26 protein-coding genes and 1 tRNA gene are annotated in these 24,772 nt (G+C 65.2%); 12 read left to right on the plus strand and 15 right to left on the minus strand.

The features are described from left to right. The first annotated feature begins 5 nt into the window (after positions 1-5). Positions 6-1,856 carry a winged helix-turn-helix domain-containing protein gene (locus QT382_RS16550; protein WP_289255190.1) on the plus strand — a complete coding sequence of 617 codons (1,851 nt, stop codon included), beginning with the start codon at positions 6-8 and terminating at the stop codon, positions 1,854-1,856. On the opposite strand, the gene QT382_RS16555 is transcribed toward QT382_RS16550, so the two are convergent. Both QT382_RS16555 and QT382_RS16560 read right to left on the minus strand, forming a co-directional pair. Further along, on the minus strand, positions 1,857-2,474 hold the full coding sequence (locus QT382_RS16555; protein ID WP_289255191.1) for a lytic transglycosylase domain-containing protein: 618 nt from the start codon (positions 2,472-2,474) through the stop codon (positions 1,857-1,859). 2 nt (positions 2,475-2,476) lie between these two features. Continuing rightward, positions 2,477-4,225, minus strand: a complete 1,749-nt coding sequence (locus QT382_RS16560) for a proline--tRNA ligase (RefSeq protein WP_289255192.1) — start codon at positions 4,223-4,225, stop codon at positions 2,477-2,479. Positions 4,226-4,349: 124 nt separating this feature from the next. Between QT382_RS16560 and QT382_RS16565 the strand changes: the two genes are divergently transcribed. After that, complete coding sequence (locus tag QT382_RS16565) at positions 4,350-4,937, plus strand: RNA pyrophosphohydrolase (RefSeq protein WP_289255193.1); 588 nt, start codon at positions 4,350-4,352, stop codon at positions 4,935-4,937. Between the two features lie 22 nt (positions 4,938-4,959). On the opposite strand, the gene proB is transcribed toward QT382_RS16565, so the two are convergent. The 4 genes from proB to rplU form a co-directional block, all read right to left on the minus strand. Next, a complete protein-coding gene (proB, locus tag QT382_RS16570) occupies positions 4,960-6,078 on the minus strand; it encodes a glutamate 5-kinase (RefSeq protein WP_289255194.1) in 1,119 nt (372 codons plus the stop codon). Continuing rightward, positions 6,078-7,160: an Obg family GTPase CgtA gene (cgtA, locus tag QT382_RS16575; RefSeq protein WP_289255195.1), complete on the minus strand. Its 1,083-nt coding sequence runs from the start codon at positions 7,158-7,160 to the stop codon at positions 6,078-6,080. The genes proB and cgtA overlap by 1 nt, the downstream gene beginning before the upstream one ends. Before the next feature lie 165 nt (positions 7,161-7,325). Next, positions 7,326-7,583 carry a 50S ribosomal protein L27 gene (gene rpmA, locus QT382_RS16580; protein ID WP_289255196.1) on the minus strand — a complete coding sequence of 86 codons (258 nt, stop codon included), beginning with the start codon at positions 7,581-7,583 and terminating at the stop codon, positions 7,326-7,328. A 34-nt stretch (positions 7,584-7,617) separates the two neighbouring features. Continuing rightward, a complete protein-coding gene (gene rplU / locus QT382_RS16585; protein ID WP_195797624.1) occupies positions 7,618-7,929 on the minus strand; it encodes a 50S ribosomal protein L21 in 312 nt (103 codons plus the stop codon). 309 nt (positions 7,930-8,238) lie between these two features. Here rplU and ispB point away from each other — a divergent pair, with 309 nt between their 5' ends. The 8 genes from ispB (at position 8,239) to QT382_RS16625 (ending at position 15,122) form a co-directional block, all read left to right on the plus strand. Continuing rightward, positions 8,239-9,168 (plus strand): octaprenyl diphosphate synthase, encoded by a 930-nt coding sequence (gene ispB, locus QT382_RS16590; protein ID WP_289255197.1) that lies wholly within the window; start codon positions 8,239-8,241, stop codon positions 9,166-9,168. Positions 9,169-9,227: 59 nt separating this feature from the next. Then, positions 9,228-9,304: transfer RNA gene (locus QT382_RS16595), tRNA-Pro, on the plus strand. A gap of 231 nt (positions 9,305-9,535) precedes the next feature. Then, a complete protein-coding gene (pilB, locus tag QT382_RS16600; RefSeq protein WP_289255482.1) occupies positions 9,536-11,266 on the plus strand; it encodes a type IV-A pilus assembly ATPase PilB in 1,731 nt (576 codons plus the stop codon). Between the two features lie 50 nt (positions 11,267-11,316). Continuing rightward, complete coding sequence (locus tag QT382_RS16605) at positions 11,317-12,540, plus strand: type II secretion system F family protein (protein ID WP_289255198.1); 1,224 nt, start codon at positions 11,317-11,319, stop codon at positions 12,538-12,540. A gap of 18 nt (positions 12,541-12,558) precedes the next feature. After that, complete coding sequence (locus QT382_RS16610) at positions 12,559-13,488, plus strand: prepilin peptidase (RefSeq protein ID WP_289255199.1); 930 nt, start codon at positions 12,559-12,561, stop codon at positions 13,486-13,488. Between the two features lie 17 nt (positions 13,489-13,505). Then, positions 13,506-14,099, plus strand: a complete 594-nt coding sequence (gene coaE, locus QT382_RS16615) for a dephospho-CoA kinase (RefSeq protein ID WP_289255200.1) — start codon at positions 13,506-13,508, stop codon at positions 14,097-14,099. A 79-nt stretch (positions 14,100-14,178) separates the two neighbouring features. Next, positions 14,179-14,934 (plus strand): cell division protein ZapD, encoded by a 756-nt coding sequence (gene zapD, locus QT382_RS16620; protein ID WP_289255201.1) that lies wholly within the window; start codon positions 14,179-14,181, stop codon positions 14,932-14,934. Next, entirely contained in the window at positions 14,931-15,122 is a 192-nt protein-coding gene (locus tag QT382_RS16625; protein ID WP_289255202.1) for a DNA gyrase inhibitor YacG, read from the plus strand. Before zapD ends, QT382_RS16625 begins: the two co-directional genes overlap by 4 nt. Here QT382_RS16625 and QT382_RS16630 read toward each other — a convergent pair. The 3 genes from QT382_RS16630 to tal are packed head-to-tail and all read right to left on the minus strand — an operon-like array spanning position 15,111 to position 18,299. After that, on the minus strand, positions 15,111-15,731 hold the full coding sequence (locus QT382_RS16630) for an HAD family hydrolase (RefSeq protein WP_289255203.1): 621 nt from the start codon (positions 15,729-15,731) through the stop codon (positions 15,111-15,113). The two genes, QT382_RS16625 and QT382_RS16630, sit on opposite strands and share 12 nt — an antisense overlap. 4 nt (positions 15,732-15,735) lie before the next feature. Next, positions 15,736-17,349: a glucose-6-phosphate isomerase gene (gene pgi, locus QT382_RS16635; RefSeq protein WP_289255204.1), complete on the minus strand. Its 1,614-nt coding sequence runs from the start codon at positions 17,347-17,349 to the stop codon at positions 15,736-15,738. Beyond that, positions 17,349-18,299 (minus strand): transaldolase, encoded by a 951-nt coding sequence (gene tal / locus QT382_RS16640; RefSeq protein WP_289255205.1) that lies wholly within the window; start codon positions 18,297-18,299, stop codon positions 17,349-17,351. The genes pgi and tal overlap by 1 nt, the downstream gene beginning before the upstream one ends. A gap of 174 nt (positions 18,300-18,473) precedes the next feature. Here tal and zwf point away from each other — a divergent pair, with 174 nt between their 5' ends. Next, positions 18,474-19,919, plus strand: coding sequence for a glucose-6-phosphate dehydrogenase (gene zwf, locus QT382_RS16645; protein WP_289255206.1), 1,446 nt, complete (start codon positions 18,474-18,476; stop codon positions 19,917-19,919). An 8-nt stretch (positions 19,920-19,927) separates the two neighbouring features. Next, entirely contained in the window at positions 19,928-20,788 is an 861-nt protein-coding gene (locus QT382_RS16650; protein ID WP_289255483.1) for a MurR/RpiR family transcriptional regulator, read from the plus strand. 9 nt (positions 20,789-20,797) lie between these two features. Here the strand turns inward: QT382_RS16650 and QT382_RS16655 are convergent, their stop codons facing one another. The 6 genes from QT382_RS16655 to QT382_RS16680 form a co-directional block, all read right to left on the minus strand. Then, the gene (locus QT382_RS16655; protein ID WP_289255207.1) at positions 20,798-21,097 is read right to left on the minus strand and encodes an STAS domain-containing protein; all 300 of its coding nucleotides are present in this window, start codon (positions 21,095-21,097) and stop codon (positions 20,798-20,800) included. 11 nt (positions 21,098-21,108) lie between these two features. Next, entirely contained in the window at positions 21,109-21,744 is a 636-nt protein-coding gene (locus tag QT382_RS16660) for an MlaC/ttg2D family ABC transporter substrate-binding protein (RefSeq protein WP_502929908.1), read from the minus strand. 70 nt (positions 21,745-21,814) lie between these two features. After that, complete coding sequence (locus tag QT382_RS16665) at positions 21,815-22,609, minus strand: MlaA family lipoprotein (RefSeq protein WP_289255208.1); 795 nt, start codon at positions 22,607-22,609, stop codon at positions 21,815-21,817. After that, positions 22,606-23,091 carry an outer membrane lipid asymmetry maintenance protein MlaD gene (gene mlaD / locus QT382_RS16670; RefSeq protein ID WP_289255209.1) on the minus strand — a complete coding sequence of 162 codons (486 nt, stop codon included), beginning with the start codon at positions 23,089-23,091 and terminating at the stop codon, positions 22,606-22,608. The genes QT382_RS16665 and mlaD overlap by 4 nt, the downstream gene beginning before the upstream one ends. 15 nt (positions 23,092-23,106) lie before the next feature. Beyond that, the gene (gene mlaE / locus QT382_RS16675) at positions 23,107-23,889 is read right to left on the minus strand and encodes a lipid asymmetry maintenance ABC transporter permease subunit MlaE (protein WP_289255210.1); all 783 of its coding nucleotides are present in this window, start codon (positions 23,887-23,889) and stop codon (positions 23,107-23,109) included. Beyond that, positions 23,886-24,722, minus strand: a complete 837-nt coding sequence (locus QT382_RS16680) for an ABC transporter ATP-binding protein (RefSeq protein ID WP_289255211.1) — start codon at positions 24,720-24,722, stop codon at positions 23,886-23,888. Before QT382_RS16680 ends, mlaE begins: the two co-directional genes overlap by 4 nt. Positions 24,723-24,772 lie beyond the last annotated feature (50 nt).

Genomic DNA, 24,772 nt, shown 5'->3' on the forward strand with positions numbered 1-24,772 from the left:
AAGCGATGAGCCCACCGCTAGCGTTCGGAGACTTCCTGATCGACGTCCAGCAGCGCCGCCTGGTCCGCCAGGGCACCGGCGAGGTGCTGGCGATCACGCCTCGCGTGTTCGACCTGCTGCTGGCGCTGATAGACCGGGCTCCCGAGGTGGTGTCGCGGGAAGAGCTGCTGAGCCAGGTCTGGCCCGGCCTGGTGGTCGAGGACAACAACCTCAGCCAGCACCTGTCCATCCTGCGGCGGCTGCTGGGCGACGAGGCGGAATCTCCGCGCTACATCCAGACCGTTCCGCGGCGCGGCCTGCGCTTCATCGCCGAACTCCGCCCGTCCATCGATCCGGCGCCGGTGGCAGCCCAAACTCCAAGGCGCAAGGCCTTGCTGCTGGCCGGTCTGGGCGGCGGGCTTGGGGTCGGCGCCCTGCTCTGGTGGAAGCTGGCTCGCGTCGGCGAAGGCAGACCCGACAGGATCCGCTCGCTCAGCGTCCTGCCCTTCAAGCCGCTGGTCGAGGGCTCGTCGAATCCGGTGTTGGAAATCGGCCTGGCCGATGCCTTGATTACCCGCCTGGGACGCCTGAAGGACCTGCGCGTGACGGCCATTGCCAGCAGCCGGCGCTACAGCGACCCGCAGCAGGATCCGCTGGCCGCCGCCCAGGCCCTGGACACGGACAGCGTGCTGGATGGCACCCTGCAGCGCCAGGGCGACCGGCTGCGCGTCACGGTGCGGCTGCTGCGCCGGGCCGATGGCGCCTCGCTCTGGAGTGCCAGCTTCGACGAACAGGCCGGCGACCTGTTCGCGCTGCAGGAGCGCATCGCCCAGCAGGTCGCCAACTCCCTGCAGCGCGAACTGGGCCTGCCACCGCGCAGCTTCGGCCGCGGCGGCCAGGCCCAGGAGCTCTACATGGCCGGGCGGCTCAACATCATCACCATCAAACCGGCCCATGTGAGGCGCGGCATCGAGTTGTTCCAGCGCGCGATCGAGTTGGACCCGGAGCATGCGCTGGCCCATTCAGGCCTGGCCGAGGCCTGGCGCCGCCTGCCGGTCACCGAGGACTCGCCGCCTCAGCAGGCCTTTGCGACGGCGCGTCGCTACGCCCTGCGGGCGCTGGAACTGGAGCCGGAACTGGCCGAGGCCCATGTGGCCCTGGGCTGGGTCTATCTGTGGCACGACTTCGATTGGCCCAAGGCAGAGGCTTCGTTCCGGCGTGGCATCGCGCTGAATCCCAGTCTGGTCGAGGGTTACACGGCCTATGGCCACCTGCTGTCCCACCTTGCCCGCCCCGAGCAGGCCGTGGAACAGCTGCAGCTGGCCCGTCAAGTCGACCCGCAATCCCTGGTCGCGATCTTTCTGATGGCCTGCTTCCTGGTACCGCTGGGCCGGCTCGACGAGGCGCAGCGCTATGTCGACCTTGCGCTGAACATAGACCCGCAGTTCTGGAACGCCTACTTCGCCCAGGGCCTGATCTCCAGCGCCCGGCGCGATCCTGCGGCCGCCATCGCTGCGCTGCGCAAGGGCCTGACACTGACGGACAGCAGCCAGATCAGTTCCAGCCTGGCCTGGCTGCTCGCAAAGACCGGCCAGGTGCCCGAGGCGCGTCGCATGCTGGCCGAGATGATGCAACGCCAGCAGGCCGGTCGCATGCTGCCCAGCTCCCTGGGCTTGGTGCATCTGGGACTGGGCGAGGAAGACCAGGCCATGCAGTGGCTGCAGGAGGCTCGGCGAGTCGGAGATCCGCGGGTCAGTTTTCTGCGCGTCGATCCGCGCTGGTGGGCCCTGCGTCGCCGGGCCGATTTCATGCAGCTCTACGAAGGCCTGAAGCTGCCGCCTTTGCCACAGCCGGAAGCAGCGGCCAAGCCTGGCTAATCAGCGCTCGCCCGCCAGCAGCCACTGCCGACGCGCACCGAGCACGGCATTCGGATACTCGGGTCGGCCACGGCTGCCGTTGTAGCGGCCCAGGGCCAGGAAGAGGTCGCCCTTCTCGATGTCGAGGTAGTGGCGCAGGATCACGCAGCCGAAGCGCAGGTTGGTCTGCATGTGGAACAGGCGCGAGGACTGGCCGTCGCCGATCAGGCGGGTCCAGAACGGCATCACCTGCATGTAGCCGCGCGCGTCCGCAATGCTGATTGCGTACTTGCGGAAGCCGCTTTCAACCTGAACCAGGCCGAGCACCAGGGCGGGCTCCAGGCCGGCCCGCTTGGCCTCGTACCAGACCGTCTCGAGGAATTCGATCCGGGTCAGCGCCTCGCTCTTGCGCTTCTTCAGCCGCTCGCTCATCGTGCCCAGCCAGCTCATGTAGGCCAGGCGGTCATCGAGATTGTCGAAGCGTGGCTTGGGCGGTGCGCTATTGCCTATCGAGGCCGACAAGGCCGAGCGCACAGCATCGGCCAAAGGCTCCTCGACCTGGGCACCGGCTCGTGCCCAACCCGGCACGAGGCCGGCGGCAGCGGCTCCGATCAGCAGCTTGCGCCGCGATGCCTGCATCGTCAGTTCAGGCCCAGGCGCTGCTTGATGAAGGCGACGGCCTCGCCCGCCGCGACCTTGGTGGCCTCGGCGTCGCGACGGCCCTGGTACTCCAGCTGGCCTTCCTTGAGGCCGCGGTCGGAGATCACGAGGCGATGCGGCACACCCACCAATTCCCAGTCGGCAAACATGGCGCCGGGGCGCTCGCCGCGGTCGTCCAGCAGCACGTCGACGCCCAGCGCCTGCAGCTCGTCATGCAGCTTGTGGGCTGCTTCCTTGACCGCTTCGCTGCGGTCCATGCCAATCGGGCACAGCACCAGGGTGAAGGGCGCGATGGCGTCGGGCCAGATGATGCCGCGCTCGTCGTGGCTCTGCTCGATGGCAGCGCCCAGGATGCGGGTCACGCCTATGCCGTAGCAGCCCATCACCATCAGCTGGGGCTTGCCGGTCTCGTCCAGGTAGCTGGCGTTCATGTCCTTGGAGTACTTGGTCCCCAGCAGGAAGACATGGCCGACCTCGATGCCACGCTGGATGGCGAGCACGCCTTTGCCATCCGGCGAGGCATCACCGGCAACCACGTTGCGGATGTCGGCCACCAGGTCCGGCTCGGCCAGGTCACGGCCCCAGTTGGCGCCGGTGTAGTGGAAGTCGGCCTCGTTGGCGCCGCAGACGAAGTCGCTCATCTGGGCGACGGTGCGGTCAGCGATGACTTTGACCGGCTTCTTCAAACCGATGGGACCCAGGTAGCCGGGCTTGCAGCCGAAGTGCTCGTCGATCTCGGCCGTGGTCGCGAAGCGGAAACCGGCCTTCAGGCCTTCCAGCTTGCCGGCCTTGACCTCGTTCAGCTCATGATCGCCGCGCACCAGCAGCAGCCAGACCTGGGTCTTGGCAATGTCGCCCGCCTCGTTCTTCTCATCGGTGGCCAGGACCAGCGACTTGACGGTCTGCGTGAGCGGCAGGCCCAGCAACGCGGCCACGTCTTCACAGGTGCTCTTGCCCGGCGTGGGCGTCTTGGTCAGTGCTTGCGCGGCAGCGCCGCGAGGCTGTGCAGGAGCGACCGCTTCGGCCAGCTCGATATTGGCCGCGTAGTCGCTGCTCGGGCAGTAGACGATGGCGTCCTCGCCGGTATCGGCGATGACCTGGAACTCGTGCGAAGCCTCGCCGCCGATGGCGCCGGTGTCGGCATTCACCGCCCGGAACTCCAGACCGAAGCGCTGGAAGATGCGCTGGTAGGCCTGGAACATGGTCTGGTAGCTGAGCTTGGCGCTGTCGATGTCACGGTCGAAGGAGTAGGCGTCCTTCATCGTGAATTCGCGGCCGCGCATCAGGCCGAAGCGGGGACGACGCTCGTCGCGGAACTTGGTCTGGATGTGATAGAAATTTTTGGGCAGCTGCTTGTAGCTGCGCAGTTCCTGGCGGGCGATGTCGGTGATCACCTCTTCCGACGTGGGCTGGATCACGAAGTCGCGCTCGTGCCTGTCCTTCACGCGCAGCAGTTCGGGGCCCATCTTGTCGAAGCGGCCGGTCTCCTGCCAAAGCTCGGCGGGCTGAACCACCGGCATCAGCAGCTCGACGGCGCCGGCCCGGTTCATCTCGTCGCGGATGATGCCCTCGACCTTGCGTATCACCCGCAGGCCCATGGGCATGTAGTTGTAGATGCCCGCGCCCAGGCGCTTGATCATGCCGGCGCGCATCATCAGCTTGTGGCTGACGATCTCGGCGTCGGCGGGGGCTTCCTTCAGGGTCGAGACGAAGAACTGCGAGGCTTTCATGGGCGGAACGGGGACAAGCAAAACCCGGCCCTGAGGCCGGGTCGGGGTGTGAGGGTTAGCGAGGGGAGCGCCGGGGAGGCGGCCCGATGCAATAATCGATCCAACTATAGATTCGAGGTTGATTATGCTCGACCGGGAAGGCTTCCGCCCCAACGTCGGCATCATCCTGCTCAACCACAGGAACGAGGTGTTCTGGGGCAAACGCATCCGCACCCATTCCTGGCAGTTCCCGCAAGGGGGCATCAAGTACGGCGAAACGCCCGAGCAGGCGATGTTTCGTGAGCTCCACGAGGAAGTGGGTCTCACCAGTGACCATGTGCGCATCATTGCGCGAACGCGCGACTGGCTGCGCTATGAGGTGCCTGAGCACTTCATCCGCCGCGACGCGCGCGGACATTACCGCGGCCAGAAGCAGATCTGGTTCCTGCTGCAGATGATGGGGCGCGACAGCGACATGAACCTGCGCGCCACCGACCATCCGGAGTTTGATGCCTGGCGCTGGAACGAATACTGGGTGCCGCTGGACGCGGTCATCGAGTTCAAGCGCGGCGTCTACGAGATGGCGCTGACTGAGCTGGCCCGCTTCCTGCCGCGCATCAACCACCACAACCGGTACCTGCGCTCGGGCATGCGTCCGCAGGGGCACCGTGAGCAGCGGGAGCCTGAGAGCGAAACCGCGGCCGAGCAGCCGGCAGAAAAGCAGGGCGAGTGACGCTGAGACAACGGGGGGCTCGCTAGGCGAGAACCATGTTGTCCCTGTGGATCAGTTCCGGTTCGGCGGCGTAGCCCAGCACCTGTTCGATCTCGAACGAGGGCTTGCGGGCGATCAGGCGAGCCTCGGCGCTCGAGTAGTTGGTCAAGCCGCGGGCCAGTTCCTGGCCGCCGGCGTCACGAACAGCGATCACATCGCCGCGATGGAAGTCTCCCTGCACCTCGACGACACCGATCGGCAGCAGGCTCTTGCCCTCCTCGCGCAGCTTGATGGCGGCGCCGGCATCCACACCGACCGAACCTCGAAGCTGCAGATGGTCGGCCATCCACTGCTTGCGGGCGGCCAGCTTGGCCGTCGATGCAAGCAAGGCTGTACCGATGGCCTCGCCGCGCGCCAAGCGCAGCAGCACGTCGGGCTCGCGCCCCCAGGCAATCACCGTGGAAGCACCGCTTCCGGCGGCCCGCTTGGCAGCGAGGATCTTGGTGATCATACCGCCGCGACCCAGCGACGATCCGGCACCGCCGGCCATTTGCTCAAGCTCGGGCGTGCCTGCGACAGCTTCGTCGATGAAACGAGCATTGGGATCCTTGCGCGGATCGGCCGAGTACAGGCCCTTCTGATCGGTCAGGATGACCAGGGCGTCGGCCTCGACCAGGTTGGCCACCAGAGCGCCGAGGGTGTCGTTGTCGCCGAACTTGATCTCGTCGTTGACGACGGTGTCGTTCTCGTTGATCACCGGCAGCACCCGGTGCTGCAGCAGGGTCAGCAGCGTGGAACGGGCGTTCAGGTAGCGTTCACGATCCGCCAGGTCGGCGTGGGTCAGCAGCACCTGGGCGCTGCCCATGCCCTGCTCCCGCAGCTTGGTCTCGTACATCTGGGCCAGGCCCATCTGGCCGACGGCCGCAGCGGCCTGTAGCTCATGGACTTCCTTGGGCCGCGTGGCCCAGCCCAGGCGCTTCATGCCTTCAGCGATGGCACCGCTGGACACCATTACCAGCTCTCGCCCCTCCGCAGCCAATGCAGCCAGCTGCCTGCACCAAGTGGCGATGGCTTCGGCATCGACGCCCCGACCTTCGTTGGTCACCAGGCTGGAACCAACCTTGACGACGATGCGGCGTGCGTCCCTGAGCGCAGCGGCCATTACGCCGCCCCCTTGCCTGCACCCTCTTCGACCGGCCCATCGAAGCGCACGTCGCGCTCGACATGGTGGACCTGCTGAGCAGCCACGTGGTCGTAGATCGCGTGGATCAGCGGCTGACAGCCTTCGCGGGTCAGGGCCGAGATCTCGAACACCGGGCCCTTCCACTTGTAGCGCTTGATGAAGTCCTTGACTCGTTCGGCGCGCTCTTCTTCGGGGACCATGTCCAGCTTGTTGAGCACCAGCCAGCGAGGCTTGTCGTACAGCTCCTGGTCGTACTTCTTCAACTCGGCGACGATGGCCTTGGCCTCGACGACCGGGTCGATCGCTGGATCGAACGGAGCCAGGTCAACCACGTGCAGCAACAGGCGTGTGCGCTGCAGATGGCGCAGGAACTGATGACCCAGGCCAGCGCCTTCCGAGGCACCCTCGATCAGGCCGGGAATGTCGGCGACGACAAAGCTTTTCTCCGGCGCGACGCGGACGACGCCGAGATTGGGATACAGCGTGGTGAAGGGATAGTCGGCAATCTTGGGCCGCGCATTGGACACGGCCGTGATCAAGGTTGACTTGCCCGCGTTGGGCTGCCCCAGCAGGCCCACGTCGGCCAGCACGCGCAGTTCCAGCTTGACCTTCTTCGCTTCCCCAGGCCAGCCGGGCGTCTTCTGACGCGGAGCCCGGTTCGTGCTGCTCTTGAAATGCAGATTGCCGAAGCCGCCATCGCCGCCCTTGGCGAGCAGCACCGGCACACCGGGCTCCAGCAGTTCGGCGATGACCTGCTCGGTCTCCAGGTCCTTCACGATGGTGCCTACCGGCATGCGCAGCGTGATGTCCTCGGCCGCAGCACCGTACTGGTCGGAACCGCGCCCGGCTTCGCCATTGCGGGCCTCGTGGCGGCGTGCGTAGCGATAGTCGATCAGCGTGTTGAGGTTGATGTCCGCAACCGCAAAGACGCTACCGCCCCGACCACCGTCGCCGCCATCCGGGCCACCGAAGGGGATGAATTTCTCGCGCCGGAAGCTGGCACATCCGGCTCCACCATTGCCGGCCACGATGTCGATGGTGGCTTCGTCGACGAACTTCATAGGGATGCTTGCTTTTCGAGCCCGATGGGCCATGGTAAGCCAGACCAGAGAATGGCCAGGCCTGTCGGCAGCCGCAAAAAACAAAGCCCCGGGCAATGCCGGGGCTCTTGCATCACGACGCGGCCGGCTGCTGCCACCGCGTCATGTCCGCTGAATCTCGGGGATTCAGACCGGCGTGACGACGACCGTCTGGCGGTTGTTCTCGCCCTTGACGGCGAACGACACCTGACCGTCGACCAACGCGAACAGCGTGTGGTCCTTGCCCATACCGACGTTGTTGCCAGCGTGGAACTTGGTGCCGCGCTGACGGACGATGATCGAGCCAGCCGAGATGGTCTGGCCGCCGAACACCTTCACGCCCAGCATCTTGGGCTTCGAGTCACGGCCGTTCCGTGTGGAACCGCCGCCCTTTTTCTGTGCCATGGATTAACTCCTTGAACTGTTGGCGAAAGCCGGTTTAGCCATTGACCGCGCTGATTTCCAGCTCGGTGTAGGTTTGGCGATGGCCTTGGCTCTTCTTGTAGTGCTTGCGACGACGCAGCTTGAAGATGCGCACTTTGTCGTGCTTGCCCTGGGCCACAACAGTGGCCTTGACGCTTGCGCCAGCAACCAAGGGAGTGCCGACCTTCAGCTCAGCGCCGTTACCAACGGCGAGAACTTGGTCGATCACGATCTCTTGGCCAACATCCGCAGCAATCTGTTCTACCTTGATCTTTTCGCCAGCAGCAACCTTGTATTGCTTGCCACCGGTTTTTATGACCGCGTACATATCAGCCCTTTCAGCAGTGAACGCCTGCGCCCCTCGCCTGACCGTTGCCGGCCTGGCCCCAGGACGCAAGACCCGAACTACGCCCGAACGTCGAGCGCAGAGCCCGCGAGTGTAGCAGTTCTGCAAAACAAGGGCAAACCCTACACAAGCGGCGCCTCGGCGGAAGCGACTCAACGCACCACCTCGCAAGAGCATCCAGGAGCTGTTTCTATAATTCCGTCTTCATTTCACAGTGAGCCAAGATTGCAAGCCGCGTCTGCCTCGTCCCAATCCCCTGTCGCCGAGGTCCTCGCGGCATTGAACGCCGAAATGCTCGAGGTCGATGCCGTGATCGCGCGTCGACTGCAGTCGGACGTGGCCCTGATCAACCAGATCGGTCACTACATCGTCCATGCAGGCGGCAAACGAATGCGGCCAAAGCTGGTGCTGCTGTTCGCAAATGCACTGGGCTTTCGGGCCCCCGCGCGATTCGAGCTTGCCGCGGTCGTCGAATTCATCCACACGGCAACTTTGCTGCACGACGACGTCGTCGATGAATCGTCGCTGCGCCGAGGCAAGGCAACGGCCAACGCCCTTTTCGGCAATGCCGCCAGCGTCCTGGTCGGCGACTTCCTGTACTCCCGCGCCTTCCAGATGATGGTGGCAGTCGATCGCATGCGGGTGCTCGAAGTGCTTGCCGAGGCCACGAATGTGATCGCTGAAGGCGAAGTGCTGCAGTTGATGAACATGCACGACCCTGACGTTTCGGTGGAGAGCTATCTACGCGTTATTCGCTACAAGACAGCCAAGCTATTCGAAGCCAGTGCACGCCTTGGTGCGGTCCTGGCGAAAGCCAAGCCGGAAGTCGAGGAAGCCTGCGCAGCCTATGGTCGCAGCCTAGGCACTGCTTTCCAGCTGATTGATGACCTGCTGGACTATGAGGGCGACTCCCACGAGCTCGGCAAAAACGTTGGCGACGATCTGCGCGAGGGGAAACCCACGCTGCCGTTGCTTGTAGCCATGGAGCGAGGCAGCGCCGACCAACGCCAAATGATCCGCCATGCCATCGAGCATGGCGAAGTTGAACGTCTCGGAGACATCGTGCAGATCGTGCGAGCCACGGGCGCCATCGAAGCTACGCGCGATGCGGCGCGAACAGAAGCGCAGAAAGCACGCGAAGCACTGAACGCACTCCCACTTAACAAGTGGCGCGAATCTCTGCTAGAATTCGCCTTTCAGTCAGTTGAGCGAACTTCTTGATCGCTTGATTGAAGAGAGCTGACGCCTCGCGCCCTCCCGGGCCAAGAGGCTTCGGAAATCGGGGTGTAGCTTAGCCTGGTAGAGCGCTACGTTCGGGACGTAGAGGCCGGAGGTTCGAATCCTCTCACCCCGACCAAATCCTCTCTTCAATCCAAACCCTGGCACATTCGTGCCCCAGCGGAAAATCCTGGTTTCAAGCCCAAAGTGTTGCGTCGCTCATGCGCAGGACAAGGCTGCGCCATGTGCGCACACCGTCACAGCGCGCGCTCGCCCCGGGAAAAAGCTCGGTTTACAGTGTGAAATCGATGGGTCATCATGACCCGCCCTCACGGAACATGCGGGTTGCTATTGCCCGCCTTGAGATCGCATTCACGTGGACACCACCTTGGCCGAGTCGACCCATTCCTCCCTGTCAGGAGTTGCGCGCGTGCTCGTCCATGCTGGCAAGCTGCCGGTCAAGACGGTGGAGGACTTGGTCCGCCAGGCCAAGGAGAAAAAGACCAGCTTCGTCGGTGCCCTGATGGCGGCTTCTGCCCTGCCTGCTGCCGACCTGGCGCACACGCTGTCGCATGCCCTGGCGCTGCCGGTGCTGGATCTGAATTCCATCGACCAGCAGAAGTTGCCGCAGAACATCATCGACGCCAAGTTGATGCACCAGTACAACGTGGTGGTGCTGGGCCGTCGCGGCAGTCGCCTGTTCATTGGCGGCGCCGATCCCACCGACCAAGAGGTCGTCGAGCGGATCAAGTTCGCCACCCAACTGTCGCCTGAATGGGTGATCGTCGAGTACGACAAGCTTGGCAAGATGCTGCAGGGCACTGGATCGAGCGCAAGCGAAGTCCTTGAATCGATCGCCGGCGGAGACTTCGAATTCGATGTCTCCGAAGAAGACCCGACCGCCCAACAGGAAGCGTCCGACATTTCGGCCGACGTTGAAGACGCCCCTGTCGTGCGCTTCCTGCAGAAGATGCTGATCGACGCCATCAACATGCGTGCGTCCGACCTGCACTTCGAGCCCTACGAATACCACTACCGGGTCCGCTTCCGCGTCGACGGGGAACTGCGTGAGATCACCCAGCCGCCCGTGGCAATCAAGGACAAGTTGTCGTCGCGAATCAAGGTGATTTCGCGCCTGGACATTGCTGAACGTCGTGTTCCGCAGGACGGCCGGATGAAGCTGAAGTTCGGCGCTAAGGCCATCGACTTCCGCGTCAGTACGCTGCCGACCTTGTTCGGCGAAAAGATCGTGATTCGTATCCTCGACCCCTCGTCAGCCAAGCTCGGCATCGAGGCCCTAGGCTACGAAAAGATCGAGAAGGAGCGGCTGCTGGGATGCATCAGCCGCCCCTATGGCATGGTGCTTGTCACCGGACCGACCGGCTCGGGCAAGACGGTGTCGCTCTACACCTGCCTGAACATTCTGAATCAGCCCGGCGTCAATATCTCGACAGTCGAGGATCCGGCCGAAATCAACCTGCCCGGCATCAACCAGGTCAATGTCAATGACAAGGCCGGACTGACCTTTTCCGCAGCCCTGAAGTCCTTCCTCCGCCAGGATCCGGACATCATCATGGTCGGCGAGATCCGCGACCTGGAAACCGCCGACATCGCGATCAAAGCGGCACAGACCGGCCACATGGTGATGTCCACGCTGCACACCAACGACGCGCCGACGACGCTGACCCGATTGATGAACATGGGCGTCGCACCATTCAATATCGCGTCAAGCGTGCTGCTGATCACCGCCCAACGTCTTACGCGACGCCTGTGCGAAAGCTGCAAGACCCCAGCCGACTATCCACGCGATGCCCTGATACGCGCCGGCTATGCTGAAGAAGACCTGGACGGCAGCTGGAAGCCTTACCGAGCCGTCGGCTGCAGCAGTTGCAACAATGGTTACCGGGGCCGGGTCGGCATTTACCAAGTGATGCCAGTGACCGAAGCCATCCAACGCATCATCCTGACCCAGGGCACGGCCATGGACATCGCCGCCCAGGCGCAAGCCGAAGGAGTACGTGATCTGCGCCAGTCCGGGCTGGTCAAGGTGCGCGTTGGCGTGACAACGCTGGAAGAAGTGCTCGCGGCCACCAATGAATAATTCGCAGGCGCATACAAGCAGCCTGCCAGGGCCCCTGCCCAGGAGTATCTATGGCAACTAGTGCATCGGCGGCAGCCAAGGTCAAGGACTTCGTCTTCGAATGGGAAGGCAAGGACCGCAATGGCAAGGTGGTCCGCGGCGAGATCCGAGCCGGCGGCGAAGCCATGGTCAGTGCCACCTTGCGCCGCCAGGGCATCCTCGTCAGCAAGGTCAAGAAGCGCCGTGCCAGCGGTGGCAAGTCCATCAGTCAAAAGGACATTGCCGTCTTCACCCGTCAGTTGGCCACCATGATGCGAGCTGGCGTACCGCTGCTGCAGGCCTTCGACATCGTTGCGCGCGGTAGCACCAACCCAAGGCTGACCCGACTGCTGAACGACATCCGCCAGGACGTGGAGACCGGCACCAGTCTGTCTGCCGCTTTCCGCAAGCACCCGATGTACTTCGATGCGCTGTACTGCAACCTGGTCGAAGCCGGCGAGTCGGGCGGTATCCTGGAAGCCCTGCTGGACCGCCTGGCCATCTACCAGGAAAAGACGGTTGCGCTGAAGAACAAGATCAAGTCGGCCCTGACCTATCCCATCGCCGTGATGGTGGTGGCCTTCGTGGTCGTGGCCGTGATCATGATCTTCGTGGTGCCGTCGTTCAAGGACGTGTTCACGTCTTTCGGCGCCGATCTGCCTGCGCCGACGCTGGCCGTGATCGCCCTGTCCGAGTTCTTCGTCAGCTACTGGTGGCTGGTCTTCGGCACGCTGGGTGGTGGCATCTACTTCTTCCTGCAGACCTGGAAACGCTCCGAGAAGATGCAGAAGGCCATGGACCGGCTGTTGCTCAGAATCCCGGTCTTCGGCGACCTGCTCTACAAGTCGGCCGTGGCGCGCTGGACCCGCACCCTTTCAACGATGTTCGCCGCCGGCGTGCCGCTGGTGGAGGCGCTGGATTCGGTCGGAGGCGCCTCCGGCAACGCCGTGTTCACCGAAGCAACCGAGAAGATCCAGCGCGACGTGTCCACGGGCGCGGCGCTGACGACCTCGATGCAGACCACGGGCATCTTCCCGACCATGGTGCTGCAGATGGCCTCCATCGGCGAAGAATCCGGCTCGCTGGACCACATGCTGGGCAAGGCGGCCGAGTTCTACGAGGACGAGGTCGACGAGGCGGTCAAGGCCCTGTCGAGCCTGATGGAGCCCATCATCATCGTGTTCCTCGGTACTGTCATCGGCGGCATCGTCGTTGCCATGTACATGCCTATCTTCAAGCTCGGCCAGGTGGTCTGAGCAAGCGCTCTCCTCTTCATGATTGCAGACTACGGCTGGCTTCTCACCCCCTGGGCCCTAGGCATCCTGGGCCTTTGCATAGGCAGTTTCCTGAACGTCGTCATCCACCGGATCCCGTTGATGCTGGAGCGTCAATGGACGTCGGATGCTGCTGCGCAGCTGACCGAATCGGACGATGTCCAGAAGGCCTCTGGCCTTGCCAAGGCCGATGCCGACAAAGTCGCCAACGCGGCCAACATGCTGGTCAAGCAACTCGACCAGCAAGCACCGCTGAGCCTGTCCAAGCCACGCTCGCGCTGCCCGCATTGCGGCCACCAACTGGCCTGGCACGAGAATATTCCGCTGCTTGGCTGGCTGCGCCTGGGCGGCAAATGCGCTCACTGCAAGGCGTCGATCTCCAAGCGCTACCCGCTGATCGAGCTGACCACCGGCTTGATGTTCGCTGCCCTGTCGTGGCGTTTCGGCGCACAGCCGACCACCTTGCTGTGGTGCGGATTCGCGGCCACGCTGCTGGCGCTGGCCGCGATCGACTGGGACACCACCCTGCTGCCCGACTCACTCAATCAGCCTCTGCTGTGGGCCGGCCTGTTAGCCGCCCACTTGGGCTGGACCGTGCCCATGCACGTCTCGCTGGCCGGCGCAATGCTCGGTTATCTGTCGCTCTGGTCGGTCTACTGGCTGTTCAAGCTGGCGACCGGCAAGGAAGGCATGGGCTATGGCGACTTCAAGCTGCTGGCCGCCCTGGGGGCCTGGTTGGGCTGGAAGATGATCCTTCCCATCGTGCTGGGCGCCTCGGTCATCGGTGCCATCGTCGGCATCGCGATGAAGATGTCCAGCAGCCTGCGTGAAGGCCGCTATGTGCCGTTCGGCCCCTTCCTGGCGGGTGGCGGCTTCGTCGTGCTCTTTGCCGGCTCGGAGCGCGTGCTGGGCTGGCTGGGCTGGGTCTGAACCCTGCTTCTTCTGCCATGCGAATAGGCCTGACCGGCGGCATAGGCAGCGGCAAGAGCACGGTATCGCGCTGCTGGGAGCAGATGGGCGCCACCGTCATCGACAGCGACTCGATCGCCCGCGAACTGACCCTTGCCGGCGGTGCGGCCATGGCACTGATCGTGGCCGAATTCGGCCCAAGCATACGGTCCGCCGATGGCTCGCTGGACCGGCAGCGCATGCGCGAATTGGCCTTCACCGAAGCCGATGCCAAGAAGCGCCTGGAAGCCATCCTCCATCCGCTAATTGGCGCCCAGACGGAGGCGCGTGCTGCCGCGGCGGGCACCGAGTTCATCGTGTTCGATGTGCCCCTGCTGGTCGAATCTGGTCGCTGGCGAACCAAGGTGGACCGGGTGCTCGTGGTCGAATGCCTCGAAGCCACCCAGATCGAGCGCGTCGTCCAACGATCAGGCTGGACACGCGAAGCCGTCGAAGCCGTGATGGCCCAGCAAGCCAGCCGCGCTCAACGCCGTGCCGCTGCCGATGCCGTGATCTACAACGAGGCCGTGAAGCTGGCCGAACTGCAGCGCCAAATCAAGGCCCTGGCGCGGCATTGGCGGCCAAAACCCTAGAGTTGTTATGAAACAATCGGGCCCTTCGCGAACGAGCATCCGCTTGCCGCCGCACCGCTGCTGTTGAGGAATGGCCCCCTTGGTCCTATACGAATACCCGTTCAACGAGAGCATCCGCACGATGCTGCGTCTGGAACATCTGTTCGACCGCCTGGGGCAACTGATCCCTCGCGAAACCCCGCTGGACCATCATTTCGCGCTGACGACCATCTTCGAGATCATGGACGTGGCCTCACGGGCCGACCTCAAGTCCGACCTGATGAAGGAGCTGGAGCGCCACAAGGCCCAGTTCAACAGCTACCGGGGCAACCCGGCCATCGCCGAAGCCGCGCTGGACGAGGTGATCGCCCGCATAGACCACGCCTACGCCGGCCTCAACCAGCTGCAAGGCAAGGCCGGCCAGGCCCTGACCTCGAACGAATGGCTGATGAGCATTCGCAGCCGCATCAGCATCCCCGGTGGCACCTGCGAATTCGACCTGCCGGCCTACTACAGCTGGCAGCAGTTCCTGCCGGCGCGCCGCCGCAAGGACCTGATCACCTGGACCCAGTCGCTGATGCCGCTGGCCGAAGGCCTCAACGTGCTGCTGGGCCTGCTGCGGGATTCGGGCACGCCGCACAAGGTGGCAGCCCAGAGCGGCCAGTACCAGCAGAGCCTGGGCGCCGGCCGTTCGTTCCAGCTGCTGCGCCTCAAGATCGACCCCAGCCTGGGCCTGATCCCCGAGATCAGCGGCAACCGCCTGATGGTGTCCATCCGGCTGATGCGTCAGGACGAGGAAGGCCGCCTCAAGTCCGCCCAGCAGGACGCCAGCTTCGAGCTGACGCTGTGCGCATGAGCGACGACGTCAAGCCCCGCATCGTCAGCTGCCCCAGCTGTGGCGGCGACAGTGTGTTCGCGCCCAGCAATCAGTGGCGCCCATTCTGCAGCGAGCGCTGCCGCCATATCGACCTGGGCGCCTGGGCCAGCGAAAGCTTCCGCGTCGAGGCCAGCCCGCCGGCCGAAGGCCAGGACCTAGAGCAATAGCAGGCCGCGGGCCTGCAAGGCCAGCCGTGCCGATCCCGCATCGGTGAACAGCTCGGCCTGCCAAGCGCTGGCGCGAGCGGCCTCGATGTTCGCCGGATGATCGTCCAGCAGCAGCAGCGTTTCAGGCGCAACACCGAATTGCGCAGCCGCCAGCTGGAACACCTCGGCCGAAGGCTTGGACTGCTTGACCCGGCTGGAGAACACGCCGGCCTCGAACCACTGATGCAGCGGATGAAGCTGCTCCAGGTGATCGGCCAGCGGCGCCGGCATATTGGACAGGAAGAACAGCCGGTGGCCGGCTCGCTTCAAGTCTTCCGCCAAGGCCAAGGTGTCCCGTTGCAACTGCAGTTCCTCGGGCACGGCATCCACGACTGCCCTCACCTCGGCCTCGGGCCAGCCGGTGCGCGCTGCGATGCGGCGCACGACCGTGTCTTCGTCGATAAGGCCCTGGTCGAAGGCCCCCCAGTCACCGCCATAATTCTGGAAGAACTCCGCCACCACAGCCTTGCCCGCCTCGGCATCCGGCACGCGATGCGGCCAGACCCGTGCCAGGAAACTGGGCGGGTGCCAGCGAAACAGCACGCCGCCAAAGTCAAAGACGACGTTCACGCGATCAGGCCCGCAGATGCGCAAGCAGGCCAGCGGTCGAGCCGTCCAGGCCCGTCGCGTCGCCTGAAGTCAGGCGCGGCAGCAGGCTGTTGCACAGCGCCTTGCCCAGCTCCACGCCCCATTGGTCGAAGCTGTTGATGCCCCACAGAGCGCCGGTGACGAAGACGCGGTGCTCGTACAGCGCGATCAACGCGCCCAACGAGGATGGCGTCAGGCGGTCCAGGACGAAGGTCGTGCTCGGCCGGTTACCAGGGAAGCTGCGATGGCGTGCCACAGTCTCTGCATCCAGAGAGGCCGAGGCCGTGGGTGCCTTTTCCTGCAGCGCCGCCGCAGTCGTCTTGCCCTGCATCAGGGCCTGCGACTGGGCCAGGCAGTTGGCCAACAGCTTGCAATGCTGGTCAGCGAGTCGCGCGGCCAGCTCGCCCTCGAGCTGGCCGTGATTGGGATGCTTGACCGCGATGAACTCGACCGGGATCACGTCCGTGCCCTGGTGCAGCATCTGGAAATAGGCATGCTGGCCATTGGTGCCGGCCTCGCCCCAGACCACCGGGCTGGTGCCATAGGGCAAGGACCGACCCTCGCGGTCCACGCCCTTGCCGTTGCTCTCCATCTCCAGCTGCTGCAGATAGGCCGGCAGCCGACGCAGGCCCTGGTGATAGGGCGCGACGCTGCGGCTGGTGAAGCCATGGAAGTTGCGGTACCAGAGGTCGAGCAGACCCAGCAGCACCGGCAGGTTGCGCTCCAGCGGAGCACTGCGGAAATGCTGGTCCATGCCATGGGCACCCGCCAGAAGCGCGCGGAAGTTGGCGGCCCCCACGGCGATGGCGATGGGCAGGCCTATCACCGACCACAGCGAATAGCGGCCGCCCACCCAGTCCCAGAAGCCGAAGCTGGTCGTGATGCCGAACTCGCCCGCGGCCCGGGTGTTGCTGCTGGTCGCAACGAAATGCTTGGCGATGTCGGTGCCGCCGGCGGCCAGGAACCAGGCCTTGGCGGCCAAGGCATTGGCCAAGGTCTCCTGCGTGGTGAAGGTCTTGGAGGCGATGACGAACAAGGTCTTGGCCGGGTCCAGGCCCTGCAGCACCGGGGCCAGGTCATGCCCGTCCACGTTGGAGACGAAGTGCAGCTTCAGGCCCGGCCGGCCATAGGCCTGCAGCGCCTGCACCACCATGGCCGGGCCCAGGTCGCTGCCGCCAATGCCGATATGGACCACGTCGCTAAAGCCACGCGCCGGCACGCCTTCGGCGAACTCCAACATGCGGGCCAGCGAGGCCTGGACCTCATCCGAATGCAGGCCAGCGCCAGCCGGCGCCCGCAGTGCGGTGTGCAGCACGGCGCGACCTTCGGTGTGGTTGATGGCCTCGCCATTGAACATGGCCTCGCGTTGCGATTCGAGCCCGCAGTCCCTGGCCAGTTGCACCAGCAGCGCCAGCGTGGCGGCGTCGATGCGGTTCTTGGACAGGTCGGCAAACACCTCGGGCGCCTGCAGCGACCATTGCTCGAAGCGCAGCGGCTCGGCCGCAAAGGCCTCGCGCAGGTCGAAGCGGCGGCCGCTCTGTTCGTACTGGGTCTGCAGGGCGCGCCAGGCCGGGCTCTGGTCGCAACGCGGATGGGACATCAAAGACTCTTTTCGATCATCTGATCCAGCTTGCCGGCATCGACGGCAAACAGGCGGATGCCCTCGGCCAGCTTCTCGGTGGCCATGGCGTCCTGGTTGAGGGCGAAGCGGAAGCCCGCCTCGTCGAAGGAAACGGCAGGGATGTCGGCAGCGCGCGCAGCCTCAGCATCAAGTGCGCGCGTCAGCGGCGCTTCGCTAGCCTGCAGTTGGGCCAGCAGGTCGGGACTGATGGTCAGCAGGTCGCAGCCGGCCAGGGCCGTGATCTGGCCCACGTTGCGGAAGCTGGCGCCCATCACCTCGGTCGCGATGCCGTGCTTCTTGTAGTAGGCGTAGATCTGGGCCACGGACTTGACGCCCGGGTCGTTGGCGCCCGCCATCGCTGCTTCGTCCCAGGCAGCGCCGGCCGACTTCTTGTACCAGTCGTAGATGCGGCCGACGAAGGGCGAGATCAGCTGCACCTTGGCGGCGCCGCAGGCCACGGCCTGGCAGAAGGAAAACAGCAGGGTCAGGTTGCAGCGGATGCCCTCGCGTTCCAGCTCGGCGGCCGCCTGGATGCCTTCCCAAGTCGAAGCGACCTTGATCAGCACGCGCTCGCGGGAGATGCCGGCGGCTTCGTAAAGCGCGATCAAGCGCTTGCCGCGGGCCACGCTGCCTGCCTTGTCGAACGACAAACGGGCATCGACCTCGGTCGACACGCGGCCCGGCACCACCTTCAGGATCTCCAGGCCGAAGCGCACCAGTACCTGGTCGACGATCTGGTCCAGCGGCTTGCCCTTGTGGGCCGCCACGGTCTCGGCCAGCAGCGGCGCGTAGTCGGGCGACTGGACGGCCTTCAAGATCAGCGAGGGATTGGTCGTCGCATCGCGCGGCGCGAACTGCGCCAGCTGCAGGAAGTTGCCGGTGTCGGCGACGACGGTGGTGAAGGACTTCAGTTGTTCGAGCTGGTTCATGGCGAGACTTGCGTTCCGGCGAGAGAGGAAGGGAAGGCGCAATTAGAACCGCTGAGGCGCTCCTGATTGACCCTTGCAAGAAACTCGGGCATCATAATTCCCGTAACTTCGTTACATCAAGAGAACATTTCCAAGCGTACTTTTCAAGGGACCACCCTGACGGTGGCTGAGCGCATGTCTTTCGATCTCGTCTTCTTTGGTGGCACCGGCGACCTCACCTGGCGCAAGCTGATGCCGGCGCTGTTTCAGGCCTTCCGCCACGGCAAGCTGCCCGCGGGTGGCCGCATCCTCGCGGTGGCCCGCGACGAGATGCCCGACGAGCGCTACCGCGAGTGGCTGAAGGAACGCTTCCGCGAGGTCGATGGCCCCAAGCGTCCCAGCGACGAGGAGTTCGAGAAGTTCGCGGCCCTGGTGCACTACCGCCGCATGGATCTGTCCCAGCCCGAGCATTACCAGCGCCTGAAGGAATGGCTGGGCGAGCGCCAGGCCGACACGGTGGTGCTCTACCTGGCCACCAGCCCCCACCTTTTCACCCAGATCTGCGAACAGCTGGGCGCCGCCGGCCTGAACGAGCCGCGGATCCGCGTGGTGCTGGAAAAGCCGCTGGGCCACGACCTGGCCAGCGCCCAGCAGATCAACAAGGTGGTGCGCTCGGTGTTCGCCGAGTCGCAGGCCTTCCGCATCGACCATTACCTCGGCAAGCCCTCGGTGCAGAACCTGATGGCGCTGCGCTTCGGCAATGCGCTGTTCGAGCCGCTGTGGCACCGCGAGAGCATCGCCAACATCCAGATCACGCTGGCTGAAGGCCTGGGCGTCGGCACCCGCGGCCCGTTCTACGACGGCACCGGCGCGCTGCGCGACATGATCCAGAACCATGCGCTGCAGCTGCTGACCATGATCGCCATGGAGCCTCCGGCCACCAACGACGCCGATGCGATCCGCGATGAGAAGCTCAAGGTGCTGCGTTCGCTCAAGCCCTTCACGGCCGAGTCCGTGGCACGCGACGTGGTCCGTGGCCAGTACCGCGCCGGCAGCGTGGACGGCAAGGCCGTGGTCGGCTACTTGGACGAGGCCAAGATTCCGGCCGAAAGCCATTGCGAGACCTTCGTGGCCCTGCGTACCGAAGTGCAGAACTGGCGCTGGGCCGGCGTGCCCTTCTACCTGCGCACCGGCAAGCGCCTGGCGGCACGCGACGCGCAGATCGTCGTCAACTTCCGCCCCGTGCCGCACCCGATCTTCCCCGGCACCAACCAGCCCAACCGCCTGGTCATCAAGCTGCAGCCCGAGGACGGCCTGGAGCTTCAACTGCTGGCAGCCAAGGGCGGCGCCCATGGCGAGTCGCTGGCGCCAGTCTCGCTGGACCTGGACTTCGACAAGGCCTTCGGCAGCGCCCGCGTCGGCGCCTATGAGCGCCTGCTGCTGGACGCCATCGCCGGCCGCCTGAACCTGTTCGTCCGCAGCGACGAGCAGGAGCAGGCCTGGCGCTGGGTCGAGCCCATCCTGGACAGTTGGAAGCAGGACAGCACTGGCCCGCGCCCCTACAACGCCGGCTCCTGGGGCCCGGCCGCCGCCAGCGCTCTGGTGGCGCGCGATGGATACGCCTGGGCGGAGGAATCCTGATGAGCAGCATGTTGGAACGCGTCCGGGCTGCCCTGCCCGCCCTGCCGCCCGCCGAGCAGCGAGTGGCCAAGCTCCTTCTGGCCGATGCCCGCGCCTTTGCCAATCTGCCGGTCAGCGAACTGGCAGACCGCTCGCATGTGAGCAAGCCCACTGTGGTGCGCTTCTGCCGCTCGGTCGGCTATGACGGCCTGGCCGACTTCAAACTCAAGCTGGCCGGCAGCGTCAACGAAGGCGTGCCCTTCGTGCACCGGGCAGTGGATGAGGACGACAAGCCGGGCGACCTGATCGTCAAGGTGGTCGACAACGCCGTGGCCGCCCTGCTCCACTACCGCAACGACGCCGCCAGCCACGCGTTCGAGCGCGCCATCGCAGCGCTGGCCGAAGCTGGACGCAACGGTCGCCGTATCGAGTTCTATGGCGTGGGCAATTCGGGCATCGTGGCTCTGGACGCGCAGCACAAGTTCTTCCGCCTCGGCGTCAACACTGCAGCCTGCAGCGACGGCCACGTGCAGCTGATGAGCGCCACCATGCTCAAGCCGGGCGACTGCGCGGTCGTCATCTCGAATTCGGGAAGAAGCCGCGACCTGTTGGACGCGGCCGAGATCGCGCGCAAGAAGGGCGCGACGACCATCATCATCACGGCCAGCGGCTCGCCGCTGGCGGCCCTGGGCCAGAGCCCGGGTCAGGTTTTGCTAGCGGTGGATCACCCCGAGGACTTCGACCGCTACAGCCCTATGGTGTCGCGGCTGCTGCACCTGATCGCCATTGACATCCTGACCACCGGCGTGGCCCTGCAGCTGGGGCAGAACCTGCGGCCGGTGCTGCAGGAGATCAAGCGCAATCTGCGCAGCAAGCGCTACGCGTCCTGAGCAACAGGATCAGGCCGTGAGGCCGCTCCACAGCACCTCGTCCACGCCGTAGACGCGGGCCAGTTCCTGCAGCTTGGCCGGCACCTGGCGTACCTGCAGACGCAGGCCCTGCTGTTCGAGCAGGCGAGCCGCGCTGAGCAGCAAGGTCAGTGCGCCGGAGTCGAAGTCCTGCAGGTCGCCGGCATCGAGTTGCACCACCTTGCCGGCCGCACTGCCCACCTGAGCGCCCTCGGCCCGCAGGCTGGCCTGGATCTGCGGCCACAAGGCCGGCAGCTGTGCCATGCGCACCGATTCCGGAAGCTTCAGCATGCCGTCCGCCATCACTTGGCCGGCGCGGCGGCGGCCTTCTGGTTCTTGTCGGTCAGCGCCTTGATCAGGCCGTCGATGCCGTTGGCACCGATCTCCTGGCCGAAGCTGCTCTTGTACTGATCAGCCAGCCAGATACCCAACACGTTCACGTCGTAGATCTTCCATCCGGCCGACGTCTTCTCCAGGCGGTAGTCCAGCTGGATCGGGTCGCCCTTGCCACGCACCTCGGTGCGCACGACGACCTCGGTGTCCTCGGCTGCGGCGCGCAGCGGACGCAGGGCGATGTTCTGGTCCTTCACCTGGGTCAGCGCACCGGCATAGGTCCGCATCAGCAGGGTCTTGAACTCGTCCTGCAGGCGCTTCTGCTGCTCGGGCGTGGCCTGGCGCCAGTAGCGGCCCACGGCCGTGGACGTGATGCGCTGGAAATTCACGTGCGGCATGATGGTCTTGTCGACCAGGGCCACGATCTTGCCCACATCACCGGCCTGGATCGCCTTGTCGGCCTTGACCGCCTCTATGGTCTCCAGCGAGAGCTGGCGGATCAGGCCGTCGGCCGTGCTGTTGTCCGCGGCCTGGGCCAGGTTCAGCGCCAGGATGGTGCTGATGCCCACCAGGGCCTTCTTGAAGATTGACGTCGTCATCGTCATCGTTCCATTCCTTTGTTCACGGGCGCTGCAATGCGCCTGTTGCCGGCAACGCGCCGGCGGGTATTTCGGTTCACAGGCCCGGCGCCGAAGCGGCCGAGGCCGCCGGTACCACGGTTGGGGCCGATGCAGCCGATCCGGGTGTCAGGACCTCGAAGTCATCATCCTCATCGCGCGAGATGCTGCCGCGGCGGGTCAGGTAGGCATCGCGGATGAAGGTGTACTTGTCCAGCGCGATGCCATCGAGCATCTCACCAGCGCGCAAGAAATTCGAGCGGGCATTCACAGTCTGCAACACATAGATGGTCACCTTGCTGCGACCATCGTTGAACGCCAGGGCCGGCGATGCGACACGATCCCAGGGCAGTGCCAGCGAGTCACGCACCGACGAAGGGCCGAACAGCGGCCAGACGATGTAGGCGCCGGTGCCGAAACCCCAGCGGCCGAAGGTCTTACCCAGGTCCTCGGTCGTTCGCTCCAGCCCGACCTCGGTGCCCACGTCCAGCAGGCCGCCAAGGCCGAAGGTCGTGTTCACCGCAAAGCGCATGGTCTGCTGCAGTCCGGTCTTGAAACGGCCCTGCAGGAACAGGTTGACCGCCGACCAGGCGTCGCCGACGTTGGAGAAGAAGTTGTCAACGGCCTGACGGACCGGCGAAGGCACGACATCGCTGTAGGCCGTGGCCACGGGCTTGAGCACTTTTTCGTCCAGGGCCTCGTTGAAGCCGAAGACCTTGCGGTTCCAGCTTTCGAACGGGTCGAGCTTGCGGCCGGCGCTGGGCCCTCGCAGCGTGGCGCAGCCGCCCAGTACCAGCAGGCTGAGCAGCAGAACCAGCACGCGGCGCCAAGCAAAGGCAGAGGCTGGGCTCACTTCTTGTCTCCCGCGGGAGCCGTTCCCATGTCGGCTGCCTTGCTGTTGAGGAACTGGCCGATCAGGTTTTCCAGCACCACGGCCGACTGCGTTGCCTTGATCTGGTCGTTGTGGGCCAGGTTCTTCTCGCTGGCACCCGGCTCCAGGCCGATGTACTGCTCGCCGAGCAGGCCGGCCGTGAGGATCTTGGCCGAGCTGTCGGTCGGGAACTGCACGCCCTTGTGCAGATTGATCACGACCCTGGCCTGGAAGGTCTTGTCGTCGAACGTGATCGACTCGACCCGACCCACCACCACGCCGGCGCTCTTGACCGCCGCACGCGGCTTGAGGCCGCCGATGTTGTCGAACCGTGCCGAGACCTGGTAGGTCTCGTCGAAGTTCAGGCTCAGCAGGTTGCCGGCCTTGAGCGCCAGGAACAGCAGCGCCGCGCCACCGATCAGCACGAACAGGCCGACCCAGGCGTCATGACGAGAGGATTGCATTTGGGTTTCTCTCCCTCAAATCGAAAACATCATGGCGGTCAGCATGAAGTCCAGTGCCAGGACCGCCAGAGAAGAAATCACCACCGTCCGGGTCGTCGCCTGCGACACGCCCTCGGGGGTGGGCGAGCATGCATAGCCCTGCTGCAAGGCGACAAAGGTCACGGTGATGCCGAACACCAGGCTCTTGATCACGCCATTGCCGACATCGGCGAACACATCGACGCCGCCCTGCATCTGCGACCAGAAAGAACCGCCGTCGATGCCGATCAGTGGCACGGCGACCAGCCAGCCGCCGATCACGCCCACAGCCGAGAACACGGCCGCGAGCAAAGGCATGGCGATGAAGCCGCCCCAGAAACGCGGTGACAGCACGCGGGTCAGCGGGTCGACGGCCATCATCTCCATGGCTGTCAGCTGCTCGCCCGCCTTCATCAGGCCGATCTCGGCAGTCAGCGAGGTGCCGGCGCGGCCGGCAAACAGCAGGGCCGTCACGACCGGCCCCAGCTCGCGCACCAGGCTCAGGGCAACCAGCAGGCCCACGGCCTCGGCCGAACCGTAGCGCTGCAGCGTGTAATAGCCCTGCAGCGCCAGCACGAAGCCGACGAACAGGCCCGAAACGCCGATGATGGACAGCGAGCGATTGCCCAGAAAGAAGACCTGCTCGCGCACCAGCGAGAAGCGCTTCAGCGCCGGCAGCGTGCGGGCCAGGATCTGGAAGAACAGGCGGGCGCCCCAGCCAATGCCGTCCAGCTTGTTGCGCAGGCCCAGGCCTAGCGATGAACAGAAGGCCATGATCATGCGGCGGCTCCCAAGCCGAAGTCCTCGGCCACCGGCGCGGCCGGCTGGTGGAAGCGGACCGGGCCGTCGGACTCGGCATTGACGAACTGCTTGACCAGCGGATCCTCGCTGTGGCGCAGTTCGTCGGGCGTGCCCTGGGCGACCACGCGGCCGTTGGCCACCATGGCCACGCGGTCGGCGATCTCGAAGGTCTCGTGCAGGTCGTGCGAGACGATGATGCTGGTCAGGCCCAGCGCATCGTTCAGGTCGCGGATCAGCCGGGCGGCCACACCCAGCGAGATCGGGTCCAGGCCGGCGAACGGTTCGTCGTAGAGCACGACGTCCGGGTCCAGGGCGATGGCGCGGGCCAGGGCCACGCGGCGGGCCATGCCGCCGGAGATCTCGGAAGGCATCAGGTCGCGCGAGCCGCGCAGGCCCACCGCATTGAGCTTCATCAGCACCAGATCGCGGATCATGGGCTCGGAGAGCTGGGTGTGCTCGCGCAGCGGGAAGGCCACGTTCTCGAACACCGACAGGTCGGTGAACAGGGCGCCGAACTGGAACAGCATGCCCATGCGGCGGCGGACGGCATAGAGCTGGTCCAGATTGAGCGGCGCCAGGTCCTGGCCGTCGAACAGCACCTGACCCGTCAGCGGCCGGATCTGCCGGCCGAGCAGGCGCAGCACCGTGGTCTTGCCGCCACCGGACGTGCCGATAAGGGCCAGCACCTCGCCGCGCTGGACCTTCAGATTGACGTTTTCGAGGATGACCCGGCCGCCATAGCCGCAGGTGACGTTGCGGAGTTCAATCAGCGGGGGGTCGGACCGTGTGGGCTGAATTGTGGTGGGGGCCATTTGCCTCGGGGCTTGGATCGGAGCCCGCGAGACCGGAGGTTCTGCGGACG

Source organism: Pelomonas sp. SE-A7 (assembly GCF_030345705.1).
Classification (GTDB): domain Bacteria; phylum Pseudomonadota; class Gammaproteobacteria; order Burkholderiales; family Burkholderiaceae_C; genus JAUASW01.